Source organism: Pseudomonas entomophila, assembly GCF_013523165.1.
Lineage (GTDB): Bacteria > Pseudomonadota > Gammaproteobacteria > Pseudomonadales > Pseudomonadaceae > Aquipseudomonas > Aquipseudomonas entomophila_A.
In genome coordinates this window covers 74,141-97,570 of the sequence record NZ_JAAMQI010000014.1, presented here as the reverse complement: position 1 = coordinate 97,570, position 23,430 = coordinate 74,141, and the positions used below count along the sequence as shown (strand labels likewise).

At 65.4% G+C, this 23,430-nt stretch carries 19 protein-coding genes; 15 read left to right on the top strand and 4 right to left on the bottom strand.

What is annotated here, in order from left to right; translation table 11 throughout:
- Positions 1–198: 198 nt before the first annotated feature.
- A complete protein-coding gene (locus tag G7Z99_RS13110) occupies positions 199–399 on the bottom strand; it encodes a hypothetical protein (protein WP_181094408.1) in 201 nt (66 codons plus the stop codon).
- A gap of 538 nt (positions 400–937) precedes the next feature.
- On the opposite strand from G7Z99_RS13110, the gene pcaR reads away from it, so the two are divergent.
- From pcaR to G7Z99_RS13095, 3 genes are all read left to right on the top strand, one after another.
- Positions 938–1,813, top strand: a complete 876-nt coding sequence (gene pcaR / locus G7Z99_RS13105; protein WP_258197027.1) for a pca regulon transcriptional regulator PcaR — start codon at positions 938–940, stop codon at positions 1,811–1,813.
- Positions 1,814–1,987: 174 nt separating this feature from the next.
- Positions 1,988–3,190 carry a 3-oxoadipyl-CoA thiolase gene (gene pcaF / locus G7Z99_RS13100; protein ID WP_181094406.1) on the top strand — a complete coding sequence of 401 codons (1,203 nt, stop codon included), beginning with the start codon at positions 1,988–1,990 and terminating at the stop codon, positions 3,188–3,190.
- Positions 3,191–3,264: 74 nt separating this feature from the next.
- Entirely contained in the window at positions 3,265–4,554 is a 1,290-nt protein-coding gene (locus tag G7Z99_RS13095) for an MFS family transporter (RefSeq protein WP_181094404.1), read from the top strand.
- A 587-nt stretch (positions 4,555–5,141) separates the two neighbouring features.
- Here the strand turns inward: G7Z99_RS13095 and gap are convergent.
- The gene (gap, locus tag G7Z99_RS13090; protein WP_181094402.1) at positions 5,142–6,146 is read right to left on the bottom strand and encodes a type I glyceraldehyde-3-phosphate dehydrogenase; all 1,005 of its coding nucleotides are present in this window, start codon (positions 6,144–6,146) and stop codon (positions 5,142–5,144) included.
- Between the two features lie 260 nt (positions 6,147–6,406).
- On the opposite strand from gap, the gene edd reads away from it, so the two are divergent.
- The 9 genes from edd to G7Z99_RS13045 all read left to right on the top strand — a co-directional run bounded on the left by edd (position 6,407) and on the right by G7Z99_RS13045 (position 17,168).
- Positions 6,407–8,233, top strand: a complete 1,827-nt coding sequence (edd, locus tag G7Z99_RS13085; RefSeq protein ID WP_181094400.1) for a phosphogluconate dehydratase — start codon at positions 6,407–6,409, stop codon at positions 8,231–8,233.
- Complete coding sequence (locus G7Z99_RS13080; protein ID WP_181094398.1) at positions 8,230–9,204, top strand: glucokinase; 975 nt, start codon at positions 8,230–8,232, stop codon at positions 9,202–9,204. Before edd ends, G7Z99_RS13080 begins: the two co-directional genes overlap by 4 nt.
- Positions 9,205–9,233: 29 nt before the next feature.
- The gene (locus G7Z99_RS13075) at positions 9,234–9,956 is read left to right on the top strand and encodes a response regulator (protein ID WP_181094396.1); all 723 of its coding nucleotides are present in this window, start codon (positions 9,234–9,236) and stop codon (positions 9,954–9,956) included.
- Positions 9,937–11,382 (top strand): ATP-binding protein, encoded by a 1,446-nt coding sequence (locus G7Z99_RS13070; RefSeq protein WP_181094394.1) that lies wholly within the window; start codon positions 9,937–9,939, stop codon positions 11,380–11,382. Before G7Z99_RS13075 ends, G7Z99_RS13070 begins: the two co-directional genes overlap by 20 nt.
- Positions 11,383–11,554: 172 nt before the next feature.
- Positions 11,555–12,817, top strand: a complete 1,263-nt coding sequence (locus G7Z99_RS13065; RefSeq protein WP_181094392.1) for an ABC transporter substrate-binding protein — start codon at positions 11,555–11,557, stop codon at positions 12,815–12,817.
- A 71-nt stretch (positions 12,818–12,888) separates the two neighbouring features.
- The gene (locus tag G7Z99_RS13060; RefSeq protein ID WP_181094390.1) at positions 12,889–13,797 is read left to right on the top strand and encodes a carbohydrate ABC transporter permease; all 909 of its coding nucleotides are present in this window, start codon (positions 12,889–12,891) and stop codon (positions 13,795–13,797) included.
- Complete coding sequence (locus G7Z99_RS13055) at positions 13,790–14,626, top strand: carbohydrate ABC transporter permease (protein WP_181094388.1); 837 nt, start codon at positions 13,790–13,792, stop codon at positions 14,624–14,626. The genes G7Z99_RS13060 and G7Z99_RS13055 overlap by 8 nt, the downstream gene beginning before the upstream one ends.
- 3 nt (positions 14,627–14,629) lie before the next feature.
- Positions 14,630–15,784: an ABC transporter ATP-binding protein gene (locus tag G7Z99_RS13050; protein WP_181094386.1), complete on the top strand. Its 1,155-nt coding sequence runs from the start codon at positions 14,630–14,632 to the stop codon at positions 15,782–15,784.
- Positions 15,785–15,824: 40 nt separating this feature from the next.
- Positions 15,825–17,168 (top strand): carbohydrate porin, encoded by a 1,344-nt coding sequence (locus tag G7Z99_RS13045; RefSeq protein WP_181094384.1) that lies wholly within the window; start codon positions 15,825–15,827, stop codon positions 17,166–17,168.
- Between the two features lie 18 nt (positions 17,169–17,186).
- Here the strand turns inward: G7Z99_RS13045 and hexR are convergent, their stop codons facing one another.
- The gene (gene hexR, locus G7Z99_RS13040) at positions 17,187–18,050 is read right to left on the bottom strand and encodes a DNA-binding transcriptional regulator HexR (RefSeq protein ID WP_181094487.1); all 864 of its coding nucleotides are present in this window, start codon (positions 18,048–18,050) and stop codon (positions 17,187–17,189) included.
- A 209-nt stretch (positions 18,051–18,259) separates the two neighbouring features.
- Between hexR and zwf the strand changes: the two genes are divergently transcribed.
- The 3 genes from zwf to G7Z99_RS13025 are packed head-to-tail and all read left to right on the top strand — an operon-like array spanning position 18,260 to position 21,124.
- On the top strand, positions 18,260–19,732 hold the full coding sequence (zwf, locus tag G7Z99_RS13035; protein ID WP_181094382.1) for a glucose-6-phosphate dehydrogenase: 1,473 nt from the start codon (positions 18,260–18,262) through the stop codon (positions 19,730–19,732).
- Entirely contained in the window at positions 19,719–20,432 is a 714-nt protein-coding gene (pgl, locus tag G7Z99_RS13030) for a 6-phosphogluconolactonase (protein ID WP_181094380.1), read from the top strand. Before zwf ends, pgl begins: the two co-directional genes overlap by 14 nt.
- 17 nt (positions 20,433–20,449) lie before the next feature.
- A complete protein-coding gene (locus tag G7Z99_RS13025; RefSeq protein ID WP_181094378.1) occupies positions 20,450–21,124 on the top strand; it encodes a bifunctional 4-hydroxy-2-oxoglutarate aldolase/2-dehydro-3-deoxy-phosphogluconate aldolase in 675 nt (224 codons plus the stop codon).
- Positions 21,125–21,229: 105 nt separating this feature from the next.
- Here the strand turns inward: G7Z99_RS13025 and leuA are convergent, their stop codons facing one another.
- Entirely contained in the window at positions 21,230–22,903 is a 1,674-nt protein-coding gene (gene leuA / locus G7Z99_RS13020) for a 2-isopropylmalate synthase (protein WP_181094376.1), read from the bottom strand.
- Positions 22,904–23,430 lie beyond the last annotated feature (527 nt).

Genomic DNA, 23,430 nt, shown 5'->3' with positions numbered 1-23,430 from the left:
CTGGGGTAGAAGGGTTGCCCCATGGTCGATCGGGCCAGGAGCCGTTTTGATCAGCGCTGAACGCGCGGCAAACGCGAACGAAATCGGTCGCTGCGGCGAGACGAAAAAATCACATGAAATTTGTCAAATTACGTGTCTGGCCTGGCGCAGTTCTCCCCTTGGGGGGCTGTCGCGCGGTCCCCAATGGCAGGATCGCCTTCAGAGTTTGTGTTCACGCAACTCTTTCTCCATCTTCTCCAGCTCTTGGGCAAAGACTTGGTCTTGAACGGTAGAGCGTTTGCGCCAGGGTTTGCGCTCAGGTTCCGATTGAGCGGCGTAGGTGGTCACTTCACCACCGTACACATCCTTGTAACGGCCGGCCTGACGCTCGAGTTCGGCGCGCAGTTCATCTTTCGTCACAGTAATATCCATCATTCATTAATGAAGCCTGGCGACTGCATGCAGAGGGCATGCGGCTACGTGGCCAAGGCGAATACCGCGTCGTAGCAACTCGGTTGAAACAAGACTCGAGACAGGAGGGCACGCTCGAATGGCCCGGGACGAACAGTCGACATGCGCTGGATTGGATCCAGGGTACGAAGTGTCACGACGGGGCGCAGGGCAATTATAACAACGACGTGCAGGCATGCTCCAGGGTCTCGCCTTCGAGTCTGGCAGGCAATGAAGTTGATTGTCCAGAAGTCTGCGATCAATCAAACGCTCATGATCATATGAGAGATTGCTTGTAGGAAAGTTCTGAAACAGCAGAAGAGAAAGTAAGACGGCCTTGCCACGGAGCAAGGCCGTGCCTAGGGACTTCCACGGTGGGTACCTGACCAGTCTCTCCAATAGAAGCCACATGGGCCCAATCAAGGTATAAGCAAATGTATCGACGGTCAATTGCGATTATCGGTCGGTTGTCCGATAATCGCACAAACCACGTGCTTCGAGGTGAGCCATGAACGAACAAGAGCCGCTAGCGCCCCAGGCACCGAGGCATCGCGCGCCACCTGCTGCAGTAGGGCTGGCGCCACCGATCGTCGCTTCGCCTGCCAAACGCATCCAGGCGTTCACTGGCGATCCGGATTTCATGACCTCGTTGGCGCGGGGGCTGGCGGTGATCCAGGCGTTTCAGGAGCGCAAGCGCCACCTGACCATCGCCCAGATCAGCCACCGCACCGAGATCCCACGCGCTGCGGTACGGCGCTGTCTGCACACCTTGATGAAGCTGGGCTACGCGACCACCAATGGGCGCACGTACTCCCTGTTGCCCAAGGTATTGACGCTGGGGCATGCCTACCTGTCCTCGACGCCGCTGGCGGTCTCGGCACAGCCCTATCTGGATCGCATCAGTGAACAACTGCACGAGGCGGCCAACATGGCCACGCTCGAAGGCGACGACATCCTCTACATCGCGCGCTCGGCCACCGTCGAGCGGCTGATCTCGGTCGACCTGTCGGTGGGCGGGCGTTTGCCGGCGTATTGCACGTCGATGGGGCGGATCATGCTGGCGGCGCTCGACGATGCCAGCCTGCAGGAATACCTGGACCGGGCCGACATGAAGCCGCGTACCAGTCGCACCCTCCACGAGCCTGCCGCGTTGCTGGCGTGCATCCGGCAGGTACGCGAGCAGGGCTGGTGCGTGGTCGACCAGGAGCTGGAGCAAGGGCTGCGTTCGATCGCGGTGCCGGTGTACGACGCCTCCGGGCAGGTGCTGGCGGCGCTCAATGTCAGCACCCACGTCGGACGGGTGACACGGGGCGAACTCGAACAGCGGTTCCTGCCCATTCTGCTGGCCGCCAGTCGTGACCTGTGCGCACAACTCTTTGCGTGAGCGCAGTGGGCGTCGATCGCAGCGCTGCCTGAGCAGGCCGTTCGGCCATTGCCAGGCGCCGTGAATGTGTTCGGTAACCGCCCACAGACGGGGTGACCGGATTGTGGCGCGCAGGTCCCGCTCACTATTCTGCTGGCTGATCGGGCGCCATCGCCCACAGGCAGGAGAAATACGATGCGTGATGTCTTCATTTGCGATGCGGTACGAACCCCGATCGGCCGCTATGGCGGCGCCCTGGCCAGCGTGCGCGCCGACGACCTGGCGGCCGTACCGCTCAAGGCTCTGCTCGAGCGCAACCCGTCGGTGGACTGGTCGCGGCTCGACGAAGTCTTCCTTGGCTGCGCGAACCAGGCAGGTGAAGACAACCGTAATGTGGCGCGCATGGCGTTGCTGTTGGCGGGCCTGCCCGAGTCGGTCCCTGGCGTGACGCTCAATCGCCTGTGCGCATCCGGCATGGAAGCCATCGGCACGGCGTTCCGCGCCATCGCCAGTGGCGAGATGGAGCTGGCCATCGCCGGTGGGGTGGAGTCCATGTCACGGGCGCCATTCGTCATGGGCAAGGCCGAAAGCGGCTACGCGCGTACGCTGCAGCTCGAGGACACCACCCTCGGCTGGCGCTTCGTCAACCCTGCGATGCGCGCGGCGCATGGGGTCGACTCGATGCCGCAGACAGCCGACAACGTCGCCGAGGACCATCACATCTCGCGGGCCGACCAGGATGCCTTCGCCCTGCGTAGCCAGCAGCGCGCGGCGGCGGCCCAGGCCGCAGGCTTTTTCGCCGAGGAGATCGTGCCCGTGCGCGTCGTGCACAAGAAGGGCGACACGCTGGTCGAGCGTGACGAGCACCCGCGCCCTGACACCACACCCGAAGCGCTGGCACGGCTCACACCGGTCAATGGGCCGGGCAAGACCGTCACGGCCGGCAACGCCTCGGGCGTGAACGATGGCGCCGCCGCGATGATCCTGGCGTCGGCCGAGGCCGTGCAACGCCACGGGCTGACCCCCCGGGCACGGGTGCTGGGCATGGCCAGTGCCGGCGTCGCGCCTCGGGTGATGGGCATCGGCCCGGTACCGGCGGTGACCAAGCTGGTCGAGCGGTTGAGGCTGAAGGTCAGCGACTTCGACGTCATCGAGCTCAACGAGGCCTTCGCCAGTCAGGGGCTGGCGGTGCTGCGCGGGCTGGGCCTGGCGGACGACGCGCCCCAGGTGAACCCCAATGGCGGCGCCATCGCCCTGGGCCATCCGCTGGGCATGAGTGGGGCGCGGTTGGTCATGACGGCCTTGCATCAGTTGGAGAAGAGGGGCGGGCGCAAGGGGTTGGCGACGCTGTGCGTGGGGGTGGGGCAGGGGTTGGCGCTGGCGATCGAGCGGGTATAGAACAGGCCGTCGGGAACGGTGTTGTTACTAGTTATGTCTAGACTGACACTATAACTAGTCGGGAGCACCCCACCATGACCTCAATGCCTTATTCACAGGACGAGCGCCGCAAGCGCATCTTCGCGATCGTGGGGGCCTCGTCGGGCAACCTGGTGGAGTGGTTCGACTTCTACGTCTATGCCTTCTGCGCCATCTATTTCGCGCCGGTGTTCTTCCCCTCGGACAACCCGACCGTGCAACTGCTCAACACGGCAGGCGTGTTCGCCGCCGGGTTTCTGATGCGCCCGATCGGCGGGTGGATCTTCGGGCGTCTGGCCGATCGCCGAGGACGCAAGCATTCGCTGATGATCTCGGTGTTGATGATGTGCTTCGGCTCGCTGGTCATCGCCTGCCTGCCGACCTACGCCAGCATCGGCGCCTGGGCACCGTTGCTGCTGCTGGTGGCGCGGTTGATCCAGGGGCTGTCGGTCGGCGGTGAGTACGGCACCACGGCCACCTACATGAGCGAAGTGGCCCTGCGCGGGCAGCGCGGGTTCTTCGCCTCGTTCCAGTACGTCACCTTGATTGGCGGGCAGTTGCTGGCGGTCCTGGTGGTGGTGATCCTGCAGCAGCTGCTCACCGACGACGAGTTGCGCGCCTGGGGCTGGCGGGTTCCGTTCGTGGTCGGGGCCATCGCCGCCCTGATCTCGCTGATGCTGCGCCGTTCGCTGAAGGAGACCAGCAGCGCCAAAACCCGCCAGAGCGCCGAAGCCGGCAGTGTCACCGGCCTGTTCCGCAACCATGGCGCCGCGTTCGTCACGGTACTGGGCTACACCGCAGGTGGCTCGCTGATCTTCTACACCTTCACCACCTACATGCAGAAGTACCTGGTCAACACGGCCGGCATGCACGCCAAGGACGCCAGCTTCGTCATGACCGGCGCGCTGTTCCTGTTCATGTGCCTGCAACCGCTGTTCGGCATGCTCTCCGACCGCATCGGGCGGCGCACCTCGATGCTGCTGTTCGGCGCGTTGGGGACCGTGTTCACCGTGCCACTGCTGATGGCGCTCAAAACGGTGACCAGCCCGTTCATGGCCTTCGTGCTGGTCAGCCTGGCGCTGTGCATCGTCAGCTTCTACACCTCCATCAGCGGGCTGGTGAAGGCCGAGATGTTCCCGCCGCAGGTGCGTGCGCTGGGCGTGGGGCTGGCCTACGCGGTGGCCAACGCGATGTTCGGCGGGTCTGCCGAGTACGTGGCGCTGGGGCTCAAGTCCCTGGGGATGGAAAACACCTTCTACTGGTACGTCACTGCGATGATGGCGATCGCCTTCCTGTTCAGCCTGCGGCTGCCCAAGCAGGCCGAATACCTGCACCACGATCACTGAGGCGCTGCCGGGCTGCCCTGCAGCCCATCGCGGGCAAGCCCGCTCCCACTCAGGCCACTACAGCCTGACAGGCAGCAGAAGCTGCATACCGCCCTGTGGGAGTCCGCCCGCCGCCTTGGCGCCGCGCTGTCGCGCAGAGAACATGGCGATAGCTGGCAGGATCCGGAGCTTCATTGCTAATCGATTTTAGGGCCGCTTTGCGGCCCATCGCGGCCGGTCCGGCGCCCCGGCTGGGGCCGCTCCTACACCCGTAGCCCCACTGCGAGGTTGCAGGCTATCGCGGTCACCTGTGGGAGCGGCCCCTGTGCCGCGATTGGGCCCGCAGGGCCCACAAATCCTGAAATTATTCCTTTTAAAATCAAAAAGATATTTATGTTCTATGAGAGCGGACTCGCCCGCGATGCAGGCGATGCCTGAGCGGGCCCTGTCGCTGCCAAGCCCACCAGGGCTGGTACAGTCAGCCAGAAAGCACAGGCGACACCCCCTCCTGTGGGAGCGGGCTTGCCCGCGATGCAAGCGATGCCTGGTCGGCCTCTGTCGCTGGCCAATCGGGCCCGCTACCTGCGCCGCCACTCCTTCAACGCACCTTACTCACCCGCGCGCCATGCCGCCAGGCAGGTGTCCAGCATCCGGTTGGAGAACCCCCACTCGTTGTCGTACCACGCCATGACCTTGAGCATCCTGCCGCTGATGCGGGTGTGATTGGCGTCGAAGATCGACGAGCGCGGGTCGTGGTTGAAGTCGCAGGACACCAGCGGCAAGGTGTTGTAGCCCAGCACGGGCGAGTGCTCGCTGGCCTGCTTGAGCGCCTGGTTCACGGCCTCGACCGTCGCGTCGCGCTCCAGGGTCACGGTCAGGTCCACCAGGGATACGTTGATTACCGGCACCCGCACGGCCATCCCGGTCAGGCGTCCGGCCAGCGCCGGCAGGACCAGGCCCACCGCTTCGGCCGCGCCGGTCTTGCTCGGGATCATCGACTGGGTGGCCGCACGGGCACGGTACGGGTCCTTGTGGCTGACGTCGATCAGCACCTGGTCATTGGTGAAGGCGTGGATGGTGGTCATCAGACCGTGCTCGATGCCGAACTCGCGGTGCAGCACCTGGGCCACCGGGGCCAGGCAGTTAGTGGTGCACGAGGCGTTGGAAATGACCTGGTGCGAGGCGCGCAACTGATCATGGTTGACGCCATAGACGATCGTGGCGTCGGCGCCCTTGGCCGGTGCCGAGACGATGACCTTGGCCGCACCGGCGGTCAGGTGCGCGGCGGCCTTGTCCCGGTCGGTGAACAGCCCGGTGCACTCGAACACCACATCGACGCGCGCGTCTCGCCACGGCAGTTCGGCAGGGTTGCGGATGGCGCTGAACGCAATGCGGTCACCATTGACCGTCAGGCTGTCCTGATCGGCGTGCACCTCGGCGTCGAACAGGCCGTGTACGCTGTCGTGCTTGAGCAGGTGGGCGTTGACCGCGAGATCACCGAGGTCGTTGATGGCGACCACCTGCAGGTTCTGGCGATAGCCCTGGCTGTAGAGTGCGCGCAGGACGTTGCGTCCGATGCGGCCGAATCCATTGATGGCGATGCGAAGTGTCATGGGCGATACCTCTGGCGAACGGAAGAGAGCTGTGACAAGAATGTCGTGTCACTGAAACGATTTTGTTGTTGGAATTACAAGATTATTCGTTCAATGATAGAAAACAAGCCCCAGTGGTGGCAGAATTTTTATCAAACCTACAACGAGCAGTCGAGCATTTCAGGCTTACCGATGGTCCGGGCATGTGCTTGCTTGCCCTGACGATGTGCGAGCCAGCCGCTCAAGACCGCCCCGAACGTCAGCCTGGAGTCGAGTCCACCATGCACCCGCGCATCCTTGAGGTTACCGAGCGATTGATCGCTCGCAGTCGTCGTACGCGTGAGCGTTACCTGTCGCTGATCGATGCCGCTGCCAGCGATGGCCCGGTCCGTGCCAGCCTGCAGTGCGCCAACTTCGCCCATGGCGTGGCCGGTTGCGGCAGCGAGGACAAGCAGCGCCTGCGGCTGATGAACGCCGCCAACGTCGCCATCGTCTCGGCCTACAACGACATGCTGTCGGCTCACCAGCCCTACCAGTACTTCCCCGAGCAGATCAAACAGGCGCTGCGCGAGATCGGCTCGGTGGGCCAGTTCGCTGGCGGCGTGCCGGCCATGTGCGACGGTGTGACCCAGGGCGAGCCGGGGATGGAGCTGGCGATCGCGAGTCGCGAAGTCATCGCCATGTCCACTGCCATCGCGCTGTCGCACAACCTGTTCGATGCCACGTTGCTGCTGGGCATCTGCGACAAGATCGTTCCAGGCCTGATGATGGGGGCCTTGCGCTTTGGGCACCTGCCGACGGTCTTCGTTCCAGGCGGTCCGATGCCCTCGGGGCTGTCCAACAAGGAAAAGGCCGACGTGCGCCAGCGCTATGCCGAGGGCAAGGCCAGCCGCGAGGAGCTGCTCGAAGCGGAGATGCAGTCCTACCACAGCCCCGGCACCTGCACCTTCTACGGCACGGCCAACACCAACCAGCTGCTGATGGAAGTGATGGGCCTGCACCTGCCCGGCGCTTCCTTCGTCAACCCCTACACGCCGTTGCGCGATGCGCTCACCGCCGAGGCCGCACGGCAGGTCACGCGCCTGACCAAAGCCGGGGGCGCGTTCACGCCCCTGGGGCGGATCGTCGACGAGAAGTCGATGGTCAACGCCATCGTCGCGCTGCACGCCACCGGCGGCTCGACCAACCATACCCTGCACCTGCCGGCCATGGCCCAGGCCGCCGGCCTGCAACTCACCTGGCAGGACATGGCCGACCTGTCCGAGGTGGTGCCGACCCTGGCCCACGTCTACCCCAATGGCAAAGCCGACATCAACCACTTCCAGGCCGCCGGAGGCATGGCGTTCCTGATCAGCCAACTGCTCGATGCCGGCCTGTTGCACGAAGACGTGCAGACCGTGGTCGGCCCAGGCCTGCGCCGCTACACCCAGGAACCGTTCCTCGACGATGGGCGCCTGGTCTGGCGCGATGGACCGCGTGACAGCCTCGACGAGAGCATCCTGCGCCCGGTGGCGCGGCCGTTCTCCGCCGAAGGCGGGCTGCGGGTGATGCAGGGCAACCTGGGCCGCGGCGTGATGAAAGTGTCGGCCGTGGCGCCCGAGCACCGCGTCGTCGAGGCGCCTGCGCGGGTCTTCCAGGACCAGCAGTCGCTGGCCGACGCCTTCAAGGCCGGCGAGCTGGAATGCGACTTTGTCGCCGTGGTGCGTTTCCAGGGGCCACGCAGCAACGGCATGCCGGAGCTGCACAAGCTCACACCGTACCTCGGGGTACTGCAGGACCGCGGCTTCAAGGTCGCGCTGGTGACCGACGGGCGCATGTCCGGCGCCTCCGGCAAGATCCCGGCGGCGATCCACGTCTGCCCGGAGGCGCATGACGGTGGCCTGCTGGCAAAAGTCCGCGATGGTGATAGGGTGCGCGTAGACGGTGCCGAAGGCACGCTGCAGGTCATGGTGTCGGCCGAGGAACTGGCCGCACGCGACATGCCACCCACACCCACCGGGAACGACCTGGGCTGCGGGCGCGAACTCTTCGGCTTCATGCGCGTGGCCTTCAGCTCGGCGGAGCAGGGCGCCAGCGCCTTTACTTCGGCCCTGGAGAATCTGGAATGAAAGCCCTGCTGGTAGGCGACATCGGAGGGACCAACGCACGCTTCGCACTCTGGCAAGACCATCGACTGCACGCGGTGCAGGTATTCCCCACCGTCGAACATGACAGCGTCGAGGACGCCATCGAGCTGTACCTCGAGCAGCAAGGCATCGCCCGCGGTGGCCTGGCCGCCGTGTGCCTGGCCGTGGCCGGGCCTGTCGAAGGCGACGAGTTCCACTTCACCAACAACCCCTGGCGCATCCAGCGTGATGCCTTCTGCACGCGCCTGGCCGTCGAGCGCCTGCTGCTGATCAATGATTTCTCCGCCATGGCCCTGGGCATGACCTGCCTCGAGCCGGACGAGTACCAGTCGATCCGTGACGGCCAGGCCGACCTCACCCGCCCGGCGCTGGTGATCGGCCCGGGAACCGGCCTGGGGGTGGCCGGCCTGCTGCACCTCGACGGGCGCCGCTGGCTGGCGCTGCCGGGCGAGGGGGGGCACGTCGACCTGCCGGTGAGCAACGTCCGCGAAGCCGCGATCCATCAGCAGCTGCACGCCAGCCTGGGCCACGTCAGCGCCGAGCACGTGCTCAGCGGCGGTGGCCTGGTGCGGCTGTACGAGGCGATGTGCGCCCTGGACGGCGACCTGCCACGGCACGAGACGCCCGCCCAGATCACCGATGCCGCGCTGGGTGGCGAGCCTCGGGCACTGGCGGTGGTCGAGCAATTCTGCCGCTTCTTCGGCCGGGTGGTCGGCAACCATGTGCTGACCCTGGGCGCACGCGGCGGGGTGTACATCGTCGGTGGCGTCATTCCGCGCTTCGTCGACCTGTTCCGGCAGAGCGGCTTTGCCGACAGCCTGTGCGACAAGGGGGTGATGCGCGAGTATTTCGACGGCATCCCGATCTGGTTGGTGACGGCGCCGTTCTCGGGGCTGCTGGGGGCCGGTGTGGCCTTGCAACAATCGCTCGAACACGGATCACAGCGGGCGTAGACCCGCGGGCTTGTCAGAGGGAGTTACCGTTGAGCACTGCCGGACATTCGATTCTGCTGGTCGACGACGATCAGGAGATTCGCGAACTGCTGCACACCTACCTCAGCCGCGCCGGCTTCGAGGTGCACGCCGTCGCCGACGGCCAGGCCTTTCGCCAGGCGCTGGACACGGGCCACTGCGACCTGGTGATCCTGGACGTGATGCTGCCCGACGAAGACGGCTTCAGCCTGTGCCGTTGGACACGCCAGCACCCTCGGCGCGACCAGGTGCCAATCATCATGCTGACCGCCAGCTCCGACGAGGCCGACCGGGTCATCGGCCTGGAGCTGGGCGCCGACGACTACCTGGGCAAGCCGTTCAGCCCCCGGGAGCTGCAGGCTCGCATCAAGGCCCTGCTGCGCCGTTCGGCGTTCGCGCGCGACACCGGCTCGGCGGTGCTGACCTTCGACGACTGGCGCCTGGACACGGTCAGCCACCGGCTGTTCCACCGTGACGGCGAGGAGGTGCTGCTGTCCGGGGCGGACTTCGCCTTGCTCAAGCTGTTCCTCGAGCGCCCGCAGCAGATCCTCGACCGTGACACCATCGGCAACGTGACCCGCGGCCGCGAGCCGATGCCCCTGGACCGGGTGGTCGACATGGCGGTGCGCCGCCTGCGTCAGCGGCTGCGCGACGTGGACCGGCCCGCGCGGCTGATCCGGACCGTGCGGGGGAGTGGCTATCTGCTGGCCGCGCATGTCAGCACCGGTCGCTGAACGTCGCTGGCGCCTGTTGCCGCGTTCGCTGCTGGGCCGCATGCTGCTGCTGACGCTGCTGGTGGTGGCGCTCGCCCAGGGACTCTCGAGCCTGGTCTGGGTGTCGCAATGGCGCGCCAGCCAGGTGCAGGGCCTGCAGGCCAGCGCTGGCAGCCTGGCGCATTCCATGGGCGCCAGCGCCAGCTACCTGCGTTCGCTGCCGGTGGCCTATCGGCCGATGGTGCTGGATCAATTGCGGCACATGGGCGGCACGCGCTTTTTCGTCTCGCTCAACCAGCACGCGCTGCAGATGCGCACGCTGCCGGCGACGCCGCGCAAGCAGGCCGTGATCGACGTGTTTCGCCAGGTCCTGGGCCAGCGCCTGGGCGAGGGCGTGCAGTTCGAGGTGAACTTCGTCAGCCCCGGCGAGCTGCGCATCTTCAACAGCGGCCTGCGCCTGGACGAGCTGCCGCGCTCCTGGGCGCACTATTCCCTGACCCTCGAGCCACTCGACCCGCCCGTGCTGGTCACCCAGATCCGCCTGGCCGAGAGCGAGTGGCTGTACATCGCCTCCTTGCTGCCAGCGCCCTACACCGAGCCCGAGCCGCCGGAGCTGCCACGTCAGCAATTGCTGTTCATGCTCATCACCAGCGTCTTGCTGCTGCTGTTCATCGGCCTGCTGGTGCATTGGCAGAGCCGCCCGCTCAAGCGTCTGGCCCGCGCCGCGCGAGACATGTCGCTCAGCGGCGAGGTGGCGCCGGTGCCAGTGGGCGGGGGCAGCGAGGTGGCGGACGTGGCGCGCGCCTTCAACAGCATGAGCGAGCGCATCACGCGCTACCTGACCGAACGCGGCCAGTTGTTCAGCGCGATCTCCCACGACCTGCGCACGCCGATCACCCGCCTGCGGCTGCGTGTCGAGCTGCTCGAGGACGAGCAGGTGCAGGCGCGCTTCACCCGTGACCTCGACGAACTGGAGCTGCTGGTCAAGGGCGCGCTGCAATGCGTGAAGGACACCGACATCCACGAGAACGTCGAGCCGGTGGACCTCGACCATGTGCTGCACCTGCTGGCCGAACCCTACCTGGAAGACGGGCGCCTCACGGTGGAAGGGCGCAGCCTGGCGCCGTATCCCGGCAAGCCCCTGGCCCTGCGCCGCTGCATCGGCAACCTGATCGACAACGCCATCAAGTACGGCGAGCGTGCCCACCTGCGGGTGCTCGACAGCGACAGCGGTTTCGTCCTGCAGGTCGACGACCAGGGGCCGGGCGTGCCGGCCCAGCAGCTGGAACAGGTCTTCGAACCCCACGTGCGCCTGGGCCAGCAGCAGCAAGGCTACGGCCTGGGTCTGGGGATCGCGCGCAACATCGCCCACAGCCATGGCGGCGAAGTGAGCCTGCTCAACCTGCGCCAGGGGGGCCTGCGTGTGACCTTGAGTCTGCCTCGGTAAGCCGCCGGCCATTGGCCATGCAATGTCACCATCCTGTGACATTTCTCCAACCTTTCGTGACCTGCCAGGCCAGTCGGTCTGGTTAGACTCCTTGCCCAATACCGGCCATGCCGTCATGGCCAGGAATCGTTCGCTCGAAACGACTTCGCATAACAACAACAAGGTATTGCCCATGACCACGTTCACTCGTATCGCTGCTGCCATTTCCCTCGCTTCGCTGATGCCCCTGGCGGCCTTCGCCGATGACAAGGGCACCGTCGAGGTGCTGCACTGGTGGACCTCCGGTGGTGAAGCCGCCGCCGTCAAGACGCTCAAGGATCAGATCGGCCAGGACGGTTACGTCTGGAAGGACAATGCCGTCGCCGGTGGCGGCGGTGCGGCGGCCATGACCGTGCTCAAGACCCGCGCGGTCGCCGGCAACCCGCCTGCTGCCGCCCAGATCAAGGGGCCGGACATCCAGGAATGGGGCGCCCTCGGCCTGCTCACCGAACTGGACGACGTCGCCACCGCCAACCAGTGGGACGCGCTGCTGCCGGCCAAGGTCGCCGAGATCATGAAGTACGACGGTCACTACGTGGCCGTGCCGGTGAACATCCACCGCGCCAACTGGCTGTGGATCAATCCGGCCGTCTTCGAAAAGACCGGGGCCAGCGTACCGACCACCCTCGACGAACTGTTCGCCGCCGCCGACAAGCTCAAGGCTGCAGGTTTCCAGCCCCTGGCCCATGGCGGTCAGCCCTGGCAGGACAGCACCGTGTTCGAGGACGTGGTGCTGAGCGTGCTCGGCCCCGTCGGTTACCACCGCGCGTTCGTCGACCTCGACCCGGAGACCCTGACCGGCCCGGACATGGTCAAGGCCTTCAGCGTGCTGCAGCGACTCGGCAGCTACATGGACCCGAACCGCGCCGGGCGTGACTGGAACATCGCCGCCGCCGAGGTCATCAACGGCAAGGCCGGCATGCAGATCATGGGCGACTGGGCCAAGAGCGAATGGACCGCCGCCGGCAAGGTGGCGGGCAAGGACTACCAGTGCGTACCGTTCCCGGGCACCCAGGGCAGCTTCACCTACAACATCGACTCGCTGGCCATGTTCAAGCTCACCAACGAGAAGGACATCGCCGCGCAGAGCGACCTGGCCAAGGTCGCCCTGGAGCCGGCCTTCCAGACCGCCTTCAACCAGGCCAAGGGCTCGCTGCCGGTGCGCCAGGACATGCCCATGGACGCCTTCGACGCCTGCACCCAGCAGTCGTCCAAGGACTTCAAGCAAGCCGAGCAGGGCGATGGCCTGCAACCGAGCATGGCGCACAACATGGCCTCCTCGCTGGCTGTGCAGGGCGCGATCTTCGACGTGGTCAGCAACTTCATGAACGATCCCAAGGCCGATCCGGCCAAGGCCGCTCAGCAGCTGAACGCGGCGATCAAGGCCGCCCGCTGACGCCTTCGCGTGACGGGTGCGCTGCGGTCTGACGCCGCGCACCCCTGCCTCTCGCTTCTGGAGACCCGAGCATGACCACAGTCGCCGCCCCGTCGCGGGCCGCACCCCTGGACGCGTTGCAGCGCTGGCTACCGAAACTGGTGCTGGCGCCGAGCATGCTGATCGTCCTGGTGGGCTTTTATGGTTACATCCTCTGGACACTGGTGTTGTCCTTCACCCGCTCGACCTTCATGCCCAACTACCGCTGGGCCGGGTTCGAGCAGTACATCAAGCTGCTCAACAACGACCGCTGGTGGGTCGCCAGCAAGAACCTGATGGTGTTCGGCAGCCTGTTCATCGGGATCAGCCTGGTGATCGGCGTGGTCCTGGCCGTGCTGCTGGACCAGCGCATCCGCCGCGAGGGGTTCATCCGCACGGTGTACCTCTACCCGATGGCGCTGTCGATGATCGTGACCGGGACGGCCTGGCAGTGGCTGCTCAACCCAGGCCTGGGCCTGGACAAGCTGCTGCGCGACTGGGTCTGGGAGGGCTTTCGCTTCGACTGGCTGGTCGACCCGGAGCGGGTCATCTACTGCCTGGTGATCGCGGCGGTCTGGCAGGCCTCGGGCTTCGTCATGGCGCTGTTCCTGGCCGGTCTGCGCGGCGTCGATCCGTCGATCGTGCGCGCGGCGCAGGTCGACGGCGCCAGCCTGCCGCGCATCTACCTGCGCATCGTCCTGCCCAGCCTGCGCCCGGTGTTCTTCAGCGCGGTGATGATCCTGGCGCACATCGCCATCAAGAGCTTCGACCTGGTCGCGGCGATGACCGCAGGCGGGCCGGGCTACGCCTCGGACCTGCCGGCGATGTTCATGTACTCGTTCACCTTCAGCCGTGGGCAGATGGGCATGGGCTCGGCCAGCGCGATCCTGATGCTCGCCGCGATCCTCGCCATCCTCGTGCCGTATCTGTACTCCGAACTCAGGAACAAGCGCCATGACTAGTCTTCGCTGGTATGCGCCCAGCCGCCTGGCCATCCATGCCACCTTGCTGGCGGCCTGCGCCCTGTACCTCATCCCGCTGATCGTGATGCTGCTGACCAGCGTCAAGTCGCCCGAGGACATCCGCACCGGCAACCTGCTGAGCTGGCCTGACGTGATCACCGGCATCGGCTGGCTCAAGGCCTGGGACGCGGTGGGTGGGCATTTCTGGAACTCGGTGAAGATCACCGTGCCTGCCGTGCTGATCTCCACCCTGCTCGGTGCCCTGAACGGCTACGTGCTGTCGATGTGGCGCTTTCGTGGCTCGCAGGTGTTCTTCGGGCTGCTGCTGTTCGGCTGCTTCCTGCCGTTCCAGACCGTCCTGCTGCCGGCGTCCTTCACCCTGGGCAAGCTGGGCCTGGCCAGCAGCACGCTCGGGCTGGTGCTGGTGCACGTGGTCTACGGGCTGGCCTTCACCACCCTGTTCTTCCGCAACTACTACTGCAGCGTGCCGCTGGCCCTGGTGCAGGCGGCGCGGCTGGATGGCGCGGGGTTCTTCACCATCTTCACGCGCATCCTGATGCCGATGTCGCTGCCGATCATCATGGTGTGCCTGATCTGGCAGTTCACCCAGATCTGGAACGACTTCCTGTTCGGCGTGGTGTTCGCCAGCGGCGATGCGCAACCGATCACCGTGGCCCTGAACAACCTGGTCAACACCAGCACCGGGGTCAAGGAATACAACGTCGACATGGCCGCGGCACTGATCGCCGGGTTACCGACCCTGCTGGTCTACATCGTGGCTGGCAAATATTTCCTGCGCGGCCTCACTGCCGGCGCGGTCAAGGGGTGAGACATGGCACGGCTCGAATTACGCAACGTCAACAAACACTACGGCAGTGGCCTGCCGGACACGCTCAAGGCGATCGACCTGGCGATCGACTCCGGGGAGTTCCTGATCCTGGTCGGCCCGTCCGGCTGTGGCAAGTCGACCCTCATGAACTGCATCGCCGGGCTCGAGGACATCAGCGGCGGCGCCATCCTGGTCGACGGCGCCGACATCAGCGGCATGAGCCCCAAGGACCGCGACATCGCGATGGTCTTTCAGTCCTACGCGCTGTACCCGACCATGAGCGTGCGCGACAACATCGCCTTCGGCCTGAAGATCCGCAAGATGCCCAAGGCCGAGATCGACGCCGAGGTGGACCGGGTCGCGCGGCTGCTGCAGATCGAACACTTGCTGACGCGCAAGCCCGGCCAGCTGTCCGGCGGCCAGCAGCAGCGCGTGGCCATGGGCCGGGCCTTGGCCCGCCGACCGAAGATCTACCTGTTCGACGAACCGCTGTCGAACCTGGACGCCAAGCTGCGCGTGGAGATGCGCACCGAGATCAAGCTGATGCACCAGCGCCTGCGGACCACCACCGTCTACGTGACCCACGACCAGATCGAGGCGATGACACTGGGCGACAAGGTGGCGGTGATGAAGGATGGTATCATCCAGCAGTTCGGCACGCCCCGCGACATTTATACCAACCCTGCGAACCTGTTCGTGGCCAGCTTCATCGGCTCGCCGCCGATGAACTTCATCCCTGCGACCGTGATCGAGCGCGACGGTTTGGCGTTGGCACGGTTGGACAGTGGCCAGGGGCTGCACGAATTACCACTTGGGCGCATGACGCCCGAACTACGAGAACGAACGGTCACCTTGGGTATCCGCCCAGAACAGATCAGCACCAGCCTGGGGCAGGGCACTGCACTGCCCGGCATTCGCGCGCGCGTCCAGGTCACCGAGCCGACAGGTCCGGACCTGCTGGCGTTCGTCACGCTCAATGACACCAAAGTCTGCTGTCGCCTGGCGCCGGACGTGGCCTGTCAGGCAGGCGATGACGTGGACCTGGCGCTCGACGCCAGCAAGGTATTGCTGTTCGACAGCGTCACCGGCGAGCGCTTGCGCCATTCGCCGGCGCTGTCGACCGAGCAGGGCGCGGCCCCGTTGCACCAGGGCTGCTGATACGTGTTGGGATACCCATAACAAGAAGAGGAAACACATCATGGAGCAGTGCAAACGCATGGGCGCGCTGGGAGCGCTGGGTCTGCTGGGCATCATCGCCAGCGGCGAAGCTCAGGCATTCGAACCGTTCGCGACGGATTCACCCTGGATGAGCGGGGATTGGGGCGGCACCCGCACCGAGCTGATCGAGAAAGGCTACAACTTCAGCCTGCAGTACGTGGGCGAGGCGGCGACCAACGTGCATGGCGGCTACGACCATGACCGCACGGCGCGCTACAGCGACCAGTTCGCCTTCGGCCTGCTGACGGACCTGGACAAGGTGCTGGGCTGGCAGAATGCCGAGTTCAAGATCGCCGTCACCGAGCGCAGCGGGCGCAACCTGTCCAACGACCGCATCGGCGACCCGCGGGCCGGGCACCTGAGCTCGGTGCAGGAGGTCTGGGGCCGCGGCCAGACGTGGCGCCTGACGCAGCTGTGGTTCCGCCAGACCTACCTGGACGGCGCCCTGGACCTCAAGGTCGGCCGCTACGGCCCGGGCGAGGAGTTCAACAGCTTCCCATGCGAGTTCCAGAACTTGGCGCTGTGCGGCTCGCAGGTCGGCAACTGGGTGGGTGACATCTGGTACAACTGGCCTGTGAGCCAGTGGGGCGGGCGCCTGAAGTACAACGTCTCGCCCGAGCTGGCGCTGCAGATCGGCGTGTTCGAGCAGAACCCGTCCAACCTCGAGACCGGCAACGGCTTCAAGCTGAGCGGCAGCGGCAGCCGGGGCACGATCGTGCCGGTCGAGCTGATCTGGTCGCCGCGTCCAGGCGGGTTGCCGGGTGAATACCGCCTGGGTTACTACCGCAGCAGCGCCTCGGCCGACGACCTGCACAAGGACGTCGACGGTCAGGAGCAGGCGGTCAGCGGCAAGGGCTTCAAGTCCCATGGCAGCAAGCATGGGGCCTGGCTGGTGGCGCAGCAGCAGCTGACCTCCCGGGCGTCGGACGCCAGTCGCGGCCTGAGCGTGTTCGCCAACGCCACCGTGCACGACAAGGCGACCAACCTGGTCGACAACTACCAGCAGCTCGGCGTGCTCTACACCGGCGCCTTCGATGCCCGTCCCAAGGACGTGATCGGCCTGGGCGTGGCACGAATCCATGTCAACGAGGACGTGCGCAAGCGCGCTACGCTGCTCAACACCCTCAGTGGCATCGACGACTACGACAACCCAGGGTTCGTACCGCTGCGTGGCAGCGAATACGACGCCGAACTCTACTATGGCGTGCACGTCACCGACTGGCTGACCGTGCGCCCCAACGTGCAGTTCATCAAGCGCCCTGGTGGCGTCAGCCAGGTCGACGACGCCTGGGTCATGGGCCTGAAGGTCTCGTCGACCTTCTGAGCCGGTCGGCCTGACGTTTCAGCCCAGGTCGCTGTCCTCGACGGGATAGCGACTGGCGTTGAGGCTTTCCTTGATCTTGCGCAGGTGGGGCTGGAAGTCCACGCCGCGGCGCAAGGTCATGCCGGTCGCCAGCACGTCGAGCACGGTCAGCTGGATGATGCGCGAGGTCATCGGCATGTAGATGTCGGTGTCCTCGGGCAGCGGGATGTGCAGGCTCAGGCTGCAGGCCTGGGACAGGGGTGAACCGGCAGCGGTCAGGCCGAGCACCGAGGCGCCGTTCTCCCGGGCGAGCCGTGCCACGTCCACCAGCTCGCGCGTGCGGCCGGTGTAGGAAATGATCACGAACAGATCCCCCGTGTGTGCCACCGAGGCCAGCATCCGCTGCATCAGCACATCGGCATGCGCCGACACCGCCAGGTTGAAGCGGAAGAACTTGTGCTGGGCATCCAGGGCCACCGGCGCCGAGGCACCGAGGCCGAAGAAGTGGATCTGGCGTGCCTGGATCATCATGTCCACCGCACGGCTGACCTGCTGCGGGTCGAGTTGCTGGCAGGCACTGTCCAGCGACGCGATGGCGCTGCCGAAGATCTTCTGGGTGTACGCTGCCGGATCGTCGTCCTCGGCGACCGCACGGCTCACGTAGGCCGCACCGCTGGCCAGGCTCTGCGCCAGTTGCAGCTTGAGTTCAGGGTAACCGCTGACGCCGAAGGAGCGGCAGAAACGGTTGACGGTCGGCTCGCTGACCTTAGCCGCCTGGGCCAGCGCCGCGATGCTGAAGCGTGTGGCTTGCTGGGGGTTGAGCAGGATGACTTCGGCCACCTTGCGCTCGGCCTTGTTCAATTCATCGAGGCGTCCCTGGATCTGCTCCAGGAGATTTCGCACACGGTCCATGGGGTGTCCTTGAGTCGAGAGGCGACCGGCTGGCGAAGCAGCAGGCCGTTTGTGAGGTCTATCGTACTTGCAGCCATCATGCGCGCACCACCTGTACGCGCACGTCGCTCGAAAATGTTGTGTTTATTACTACATATTCCCTTGAAAAAAAGCCAATGAACCGGTATTCCTAGGGTCAATTTATGAAAGAACCCAACATCATGCCTGCGATCAGCGTAGAACCTTGTACCTTCGGCCTGTTCGGCGCCCTTGGCGATCTGGCGCTGCGCAAGCTGTTCCCGGCGTTGTACCAGCTCGATCGGGCAGGCCTGCTGCACCCGGACACCCGGCTGCTGGCACTGGCGCGCGAGGCAGGCAGCGAAGACGCGCACCTGGCGTCGATCGAAAGCCACCTGCGCCGCTACCTGCCGGCTAGCGACGTGGACGAGGCGGCCGTGCAGGGCTTCATGGCCCGCATCACCTACCTGCACCTGGATTTCCTCGAGCGTGAAGGCTATCGGCGCCTGGCCGAGACGGTCACGCCCGATCAGCCCCTGATTGCCTATTTCGCCACGGCCGCTGCCGTGTATGGGGCCATCTGCGAGCACCTCGACGGCGTCGGCCTGGCCGAACGCACCCGTGTGGTGCTGGAAAAGCCCATCGGTCACGACCTGGAGTCGTCGCGCCGGGTGAACGATGCCGTGGCCCAGTACTTCCCGGAGAGCCGCGTCTACCGCATCGACCACTACCTGGGCAAGGAGACCGTGCAGAACCTCATCGCCCTGCGCTTCGCCAACAGCCTGTTCGAGACCCAGTGGAACCAGAATTCCATCTCCCACGTGGAAATCACCGTGGCCGAGAAGGTCGGCATCGAAGGCCGCTGGGGTTACTTCGACAAGGCCGGGCAGTTGCGCGACATGATCCAGAATCACCTGTTGCAGCTGTTGTGCCTGATCGCCATGGACCCACCGGGCGACCTGTCGGCCGACAGCATCCGTGACGAGAAGGTCAAGGTGCTCAAGGCCCTGGCGCCGATCACCGGCGAAGGGCTGGGCAGCCGCGTGGTGCGGGGCCAGTACATCGCCGGCCACAGCGATGGGCAACCGGTGCCGGGGTACCTGGACGAAGACAACGCCAACAGCCAGAGCGATACCGAAACCTTCGTCGCGCTGCGTGCCGACATCCGCAACTGGCGGTGGTCGGGCGTGCCGTTCTACCTGCGCACCGGCAAGCGCATGCCGCAGAAGCTGTCGCAGATCGTCATCCACTTCAAGGAACCGACGCACTACATCTTCGCCCCGGAGCAGCGTCTACAGATCGGCAACAAGCTGGTCATTCGCCTGCAACCGGACGAAGGGATTTCCTTGCGGGTAATGACCAAGGAGCAGGGGCTGGACAAAGGCATGCACCTGCGCAGCGACCTGCTGCAGCTGCATTTCTCCGACACCTGGCGCCGCAGCGCCCGCATTCCCGACGCCTACGAGCGGCTGCTGCTGGAAGTGATGCGCGGCAACCAGAACCTGTTCGTGCGCAAGGACGAGATCGAGCACGCCTGGACGTGGTGCGACCAACTGATCGCCGGCTGGAAGCAGGCGGGCGACATGCCCCGGCCCTATGCGGCCGGTTCCTGGGGGCCGATGAGCGCGGTCGCCCTGATTACACGTGATGGGAGGTCATGGTATGGCGATATCTGAACTGCAACTGCCGGCCAACGTGCAGGCACATACGTTCGCCGAGGCCAGCGCGCTGGCCACCGGCCTGGCCCAGGACGTCGCCGAGCGGCTGCGCCAGGCCATCGACACCAAGGGGCAGGCGACCGTGGTGCTGTCCGGTGGTCGCAGCCCGGTGCCGTTTCTCGAGGCCCTGTCCGGCCTGGCGCTGGACTGGTCCAAGGTGGTGGTGAGCCTGGCCGACGAGCGCTGGGTGCCAGTGGAACATGCCGACAGCAACGCCGGCCTGTTGCGCCAGCATTTGCTCAAGGGTGAGGCGGCCCAGGCACGCTTCATCGGTTTGTACCGGCCGGCCGACACCTTGGAGGCGGCGGCCGAAGCGGCCGACCGTGCCCTGGTGGATCTGCCGCCGATCGACGTGCTGGTGCTCGGCATGGGCGATGACGGCCACACCGCGTCGCTGTTCCCGGCCAGTCCGAACCTGCGAGTCGGGCTGCAGCGCACCGGCGAGCATCGCTGCTTGCCGATGCTCGCACCCAGTGTGCCCCATCAACGCTTGAGCATGACCCGCGCCCTGCTGGCCACGGCCGCCTTCACGGCCTTGTCCGTGCAGGGACAGGGCAAGCTTGCGACCCTGCGCGAGGCACTGGCCGGCGATGATGCCGCGTCGATGCCGATCCGCGCTTTTCTTCAGGACCCGTTGCATCTGTACTGGTGCCCATGAGCCAAGGATTCCCAGCCATGCCCACGCTTGAACGTCCCCAGCCTCTGCTGACCATGCCCGAAAAGGTGGCGCGCATCGACGCGCTGTGCGAGCGCGCCCGCATCCTTCCGGTCATCACCATCGCCCGTGAGCAGGACATCCTGCCGCTGGCCGACGCCCTGGCCGCAGGGGGCATTCGCACGCTCGAAGTGACCTTGCGCTCCCAGCATGGCCTCAAGGCCATCGAGGTGCTGCGCGAGCAGCGGCCCGAGCTGTGCGTAGGCGCCGGCACCGTGCTCGATGGTGCGATGTTCGCCGCCGTGCAGGCTGCCGGCGCGCAGTTCGTGGTGACCCCGGGGATCACCTCCGAGCTGCTCCAGGCCGGCGTCGACAGCGACATCCCGCTGCTGCCGGGCATCAGCACGGCGTCGGAGATCATGATCGGGTACGCGCTGGGCTACCGCCGCTTCAAGTTGTTCCCTGCCGAGATCGCCGGCGGCGTTGCGGCCATCAAGGCCTTCGCCGGCCCCTTTGGCGACATTCGCTTCTGCCCGACGGGTGGTGTGAATGCGAGCAACGCACCTCACTACATGGCCTTGCCGAACGTCATGTGTGTAGGCGGCACCTGGATGCTCGACAGCAGCTGGATCAAGAACGGTGACTGGGGCCGTATCACCGAGTGCAGCGCCGAGGCGATGGCGTTGTTCGGCTGAAGGGCACGCACCCACTGCGAGGGCGCCTTCAGGGGCGCTCTTTGCAAGTGGCCAGAAACGAAAAAGCCCGCATCCAGGATGCGGGCTTTTTCATGCCTTGGTGGCTCAGGCCGCCTTGGCCTGCTGCTGGCTCAGCGAGCGGTTCAACGCGCTGAACAGCGCCTTGAAGCTGGCCGTGGTGATGTTTTCATCGATGCCCACCCCGTGCACCGGACGTCCACCTGCCACGCGCAGCTCGATGTAGGCGGCGGCCTTGGCGTGAGTGCCCGCGCCGATGGCGTGCTCGTTGTAGTCCATGATCTCGACCGCCACCGGCAGGCCGGCAACCAGGGCCTCCAGGGCGCCATTGCCCTTGCCGGACCATTTCAGGGTGGTTTCGCCTTCCCCGGCGACGTCTACTTCCACGGCGCTGTGGCCGTTTTCTTCCCGCAGGCGGTGGCTGACCAGCGCATAGGGGGTATTGGCTTGCAGGTATTCCTTTTGCAGCAGGCTGTAGATCTGCTGGGCTGTCATTTCCAGACCCAGGCGGTCGGTTTCACCCTGGACCACCTGACTGAATTCGATCTGCATGCGACGCGGCAGGCTGATGCCGTATTCCTGCTCGAGCAGGTAGGTGATGCCGCCTTTGCCCGACTGGCTGTTGACGCGGATCACGGCCTCGTAGCTGCGGCCGATGTCGGCTGGGTCGATCGGCAGGTAGGGCACTTCCCACCATTCGCCGTCCTGCTGTTTGCTCATGCCTTTGCGGATGGCGTCCTGGTGCGAGCCGGAGAACGCGGTGTGGACCAGGTCGCCCACGTACGGGTGACGGGGGTGGACGGGGAGCTGGTTGCACTCCTCGACGACCTTGCGTACGCCATCGATGTCCGAGAAGTCCAGCTGCGGGTCGATGCCCTGGGTGTAGAGGTTCAGGGCCAGGGTCACCAGATCGACGTTGCCGGTGCGCTCGCCATTGCCGAACAGGCAGCCTTCGGCGCGGTCGGCCCCCGCCATCAGGCCCAGCTCGGTGGCCGCAATGCCGGTGCCGCGGTCGTTGTGGGTGTGCAGGCTGATGATCACGCTGTCGCGGCGGTTGACGTTGCGGCAGAACCACTCGATCTGGTCGGCGTAGACATTGGGCGTGGCCACTTCGACGGTCGCCGGCAGGTTGAGGATGATCTTGTGCTCGGGCGTCGGGTTCCACACCTCGATCACCGCATCGCAGACTTCCTTGGCGAATTCCAGCTCGGTGGCGCTGAAGGTTTCCGGCGAGTACTGGAACGTCCAGCGCGTCTCGGGCTGTTGCGCGGCGTACTTGACGAACAGCTTGGCGGCATTGACCGCGATGTCCTTGACGCCTTGCTTGTCCTGGTTGAAGACGATGCGGCGGAACGACGGGCAGGTGGCGTTGTACAGGTGGACGATGGCCTGCTTGGCGCCACGCAGCGACTCGAAGGTGCGCGCGATCAGGTCTTCACGGGCCTGGGTGAGCACCTGGATGGTGGTGTCGTCCGGGATGTGTCCGTCTTCGATCAGCGTGCGCACGAAGTCGAAATCGGTCTGCGAGGCGGAGGGGAAGGAGGCTTCGATTTCCTTCACGCCCACTTGCACCAGGGTCTGCCAGAAACGCAGCTTCTTCGCCGAGTCCATCGGTTCGATCAACGACTGGTTGCCATCACGCAGGTCGGAGCTGCACCAGATCGGCGCCTGGGTGATGGCCTTCGACGGCCAGGTGCGGTCGGGCAGGTCGATGGTCGGGAACGCGTGGTACTTGCGAGAAGGGTCTTTGAGCATGGACATGGGTGCAATCCTTTAATGAGCGGCCGTGATCGGGCCTGCCAGACGATAACCGGTCGAAAGCGGGGTAACGCGGCTCAACCCGGTAGTCGTGCGCTGACCAGGGAAAGGCTGCGATGCTGGCGGAGCAGGATGAGGGTGAGTGGACTGTTCATGAGCTCAACCCTAACCACAGCCGCAGAGAATGGCAAGCATCGTGAAAAAATTGATAGGAATGGCCTGAAAGCCTGCATGAGGCCAAGTTGCCAGGCTTGTTTGACAAAAAATTGTAATTTTTATTGCGCAAGACTTGCCGTGCTCGAAGACATGCTGGCTGGCGGCCCAGGATTCGCTGATTTGGCAACCTCTGCCGGAACGCTCGCGGCGTGCTGGTTCATGTGTCGGCGGCAAGGCGGTGGGTCTCTTTCTTGAAGGTATCGATGAGAAAGACGGGGGCGCATGGGCCCTATCGCGGGCAAGCCCGCTCCCACACACGCCCGCGGTAGTCTGACGAATCAGCGCTGCACTCCACCTGGCAGCAGGCGACCTGT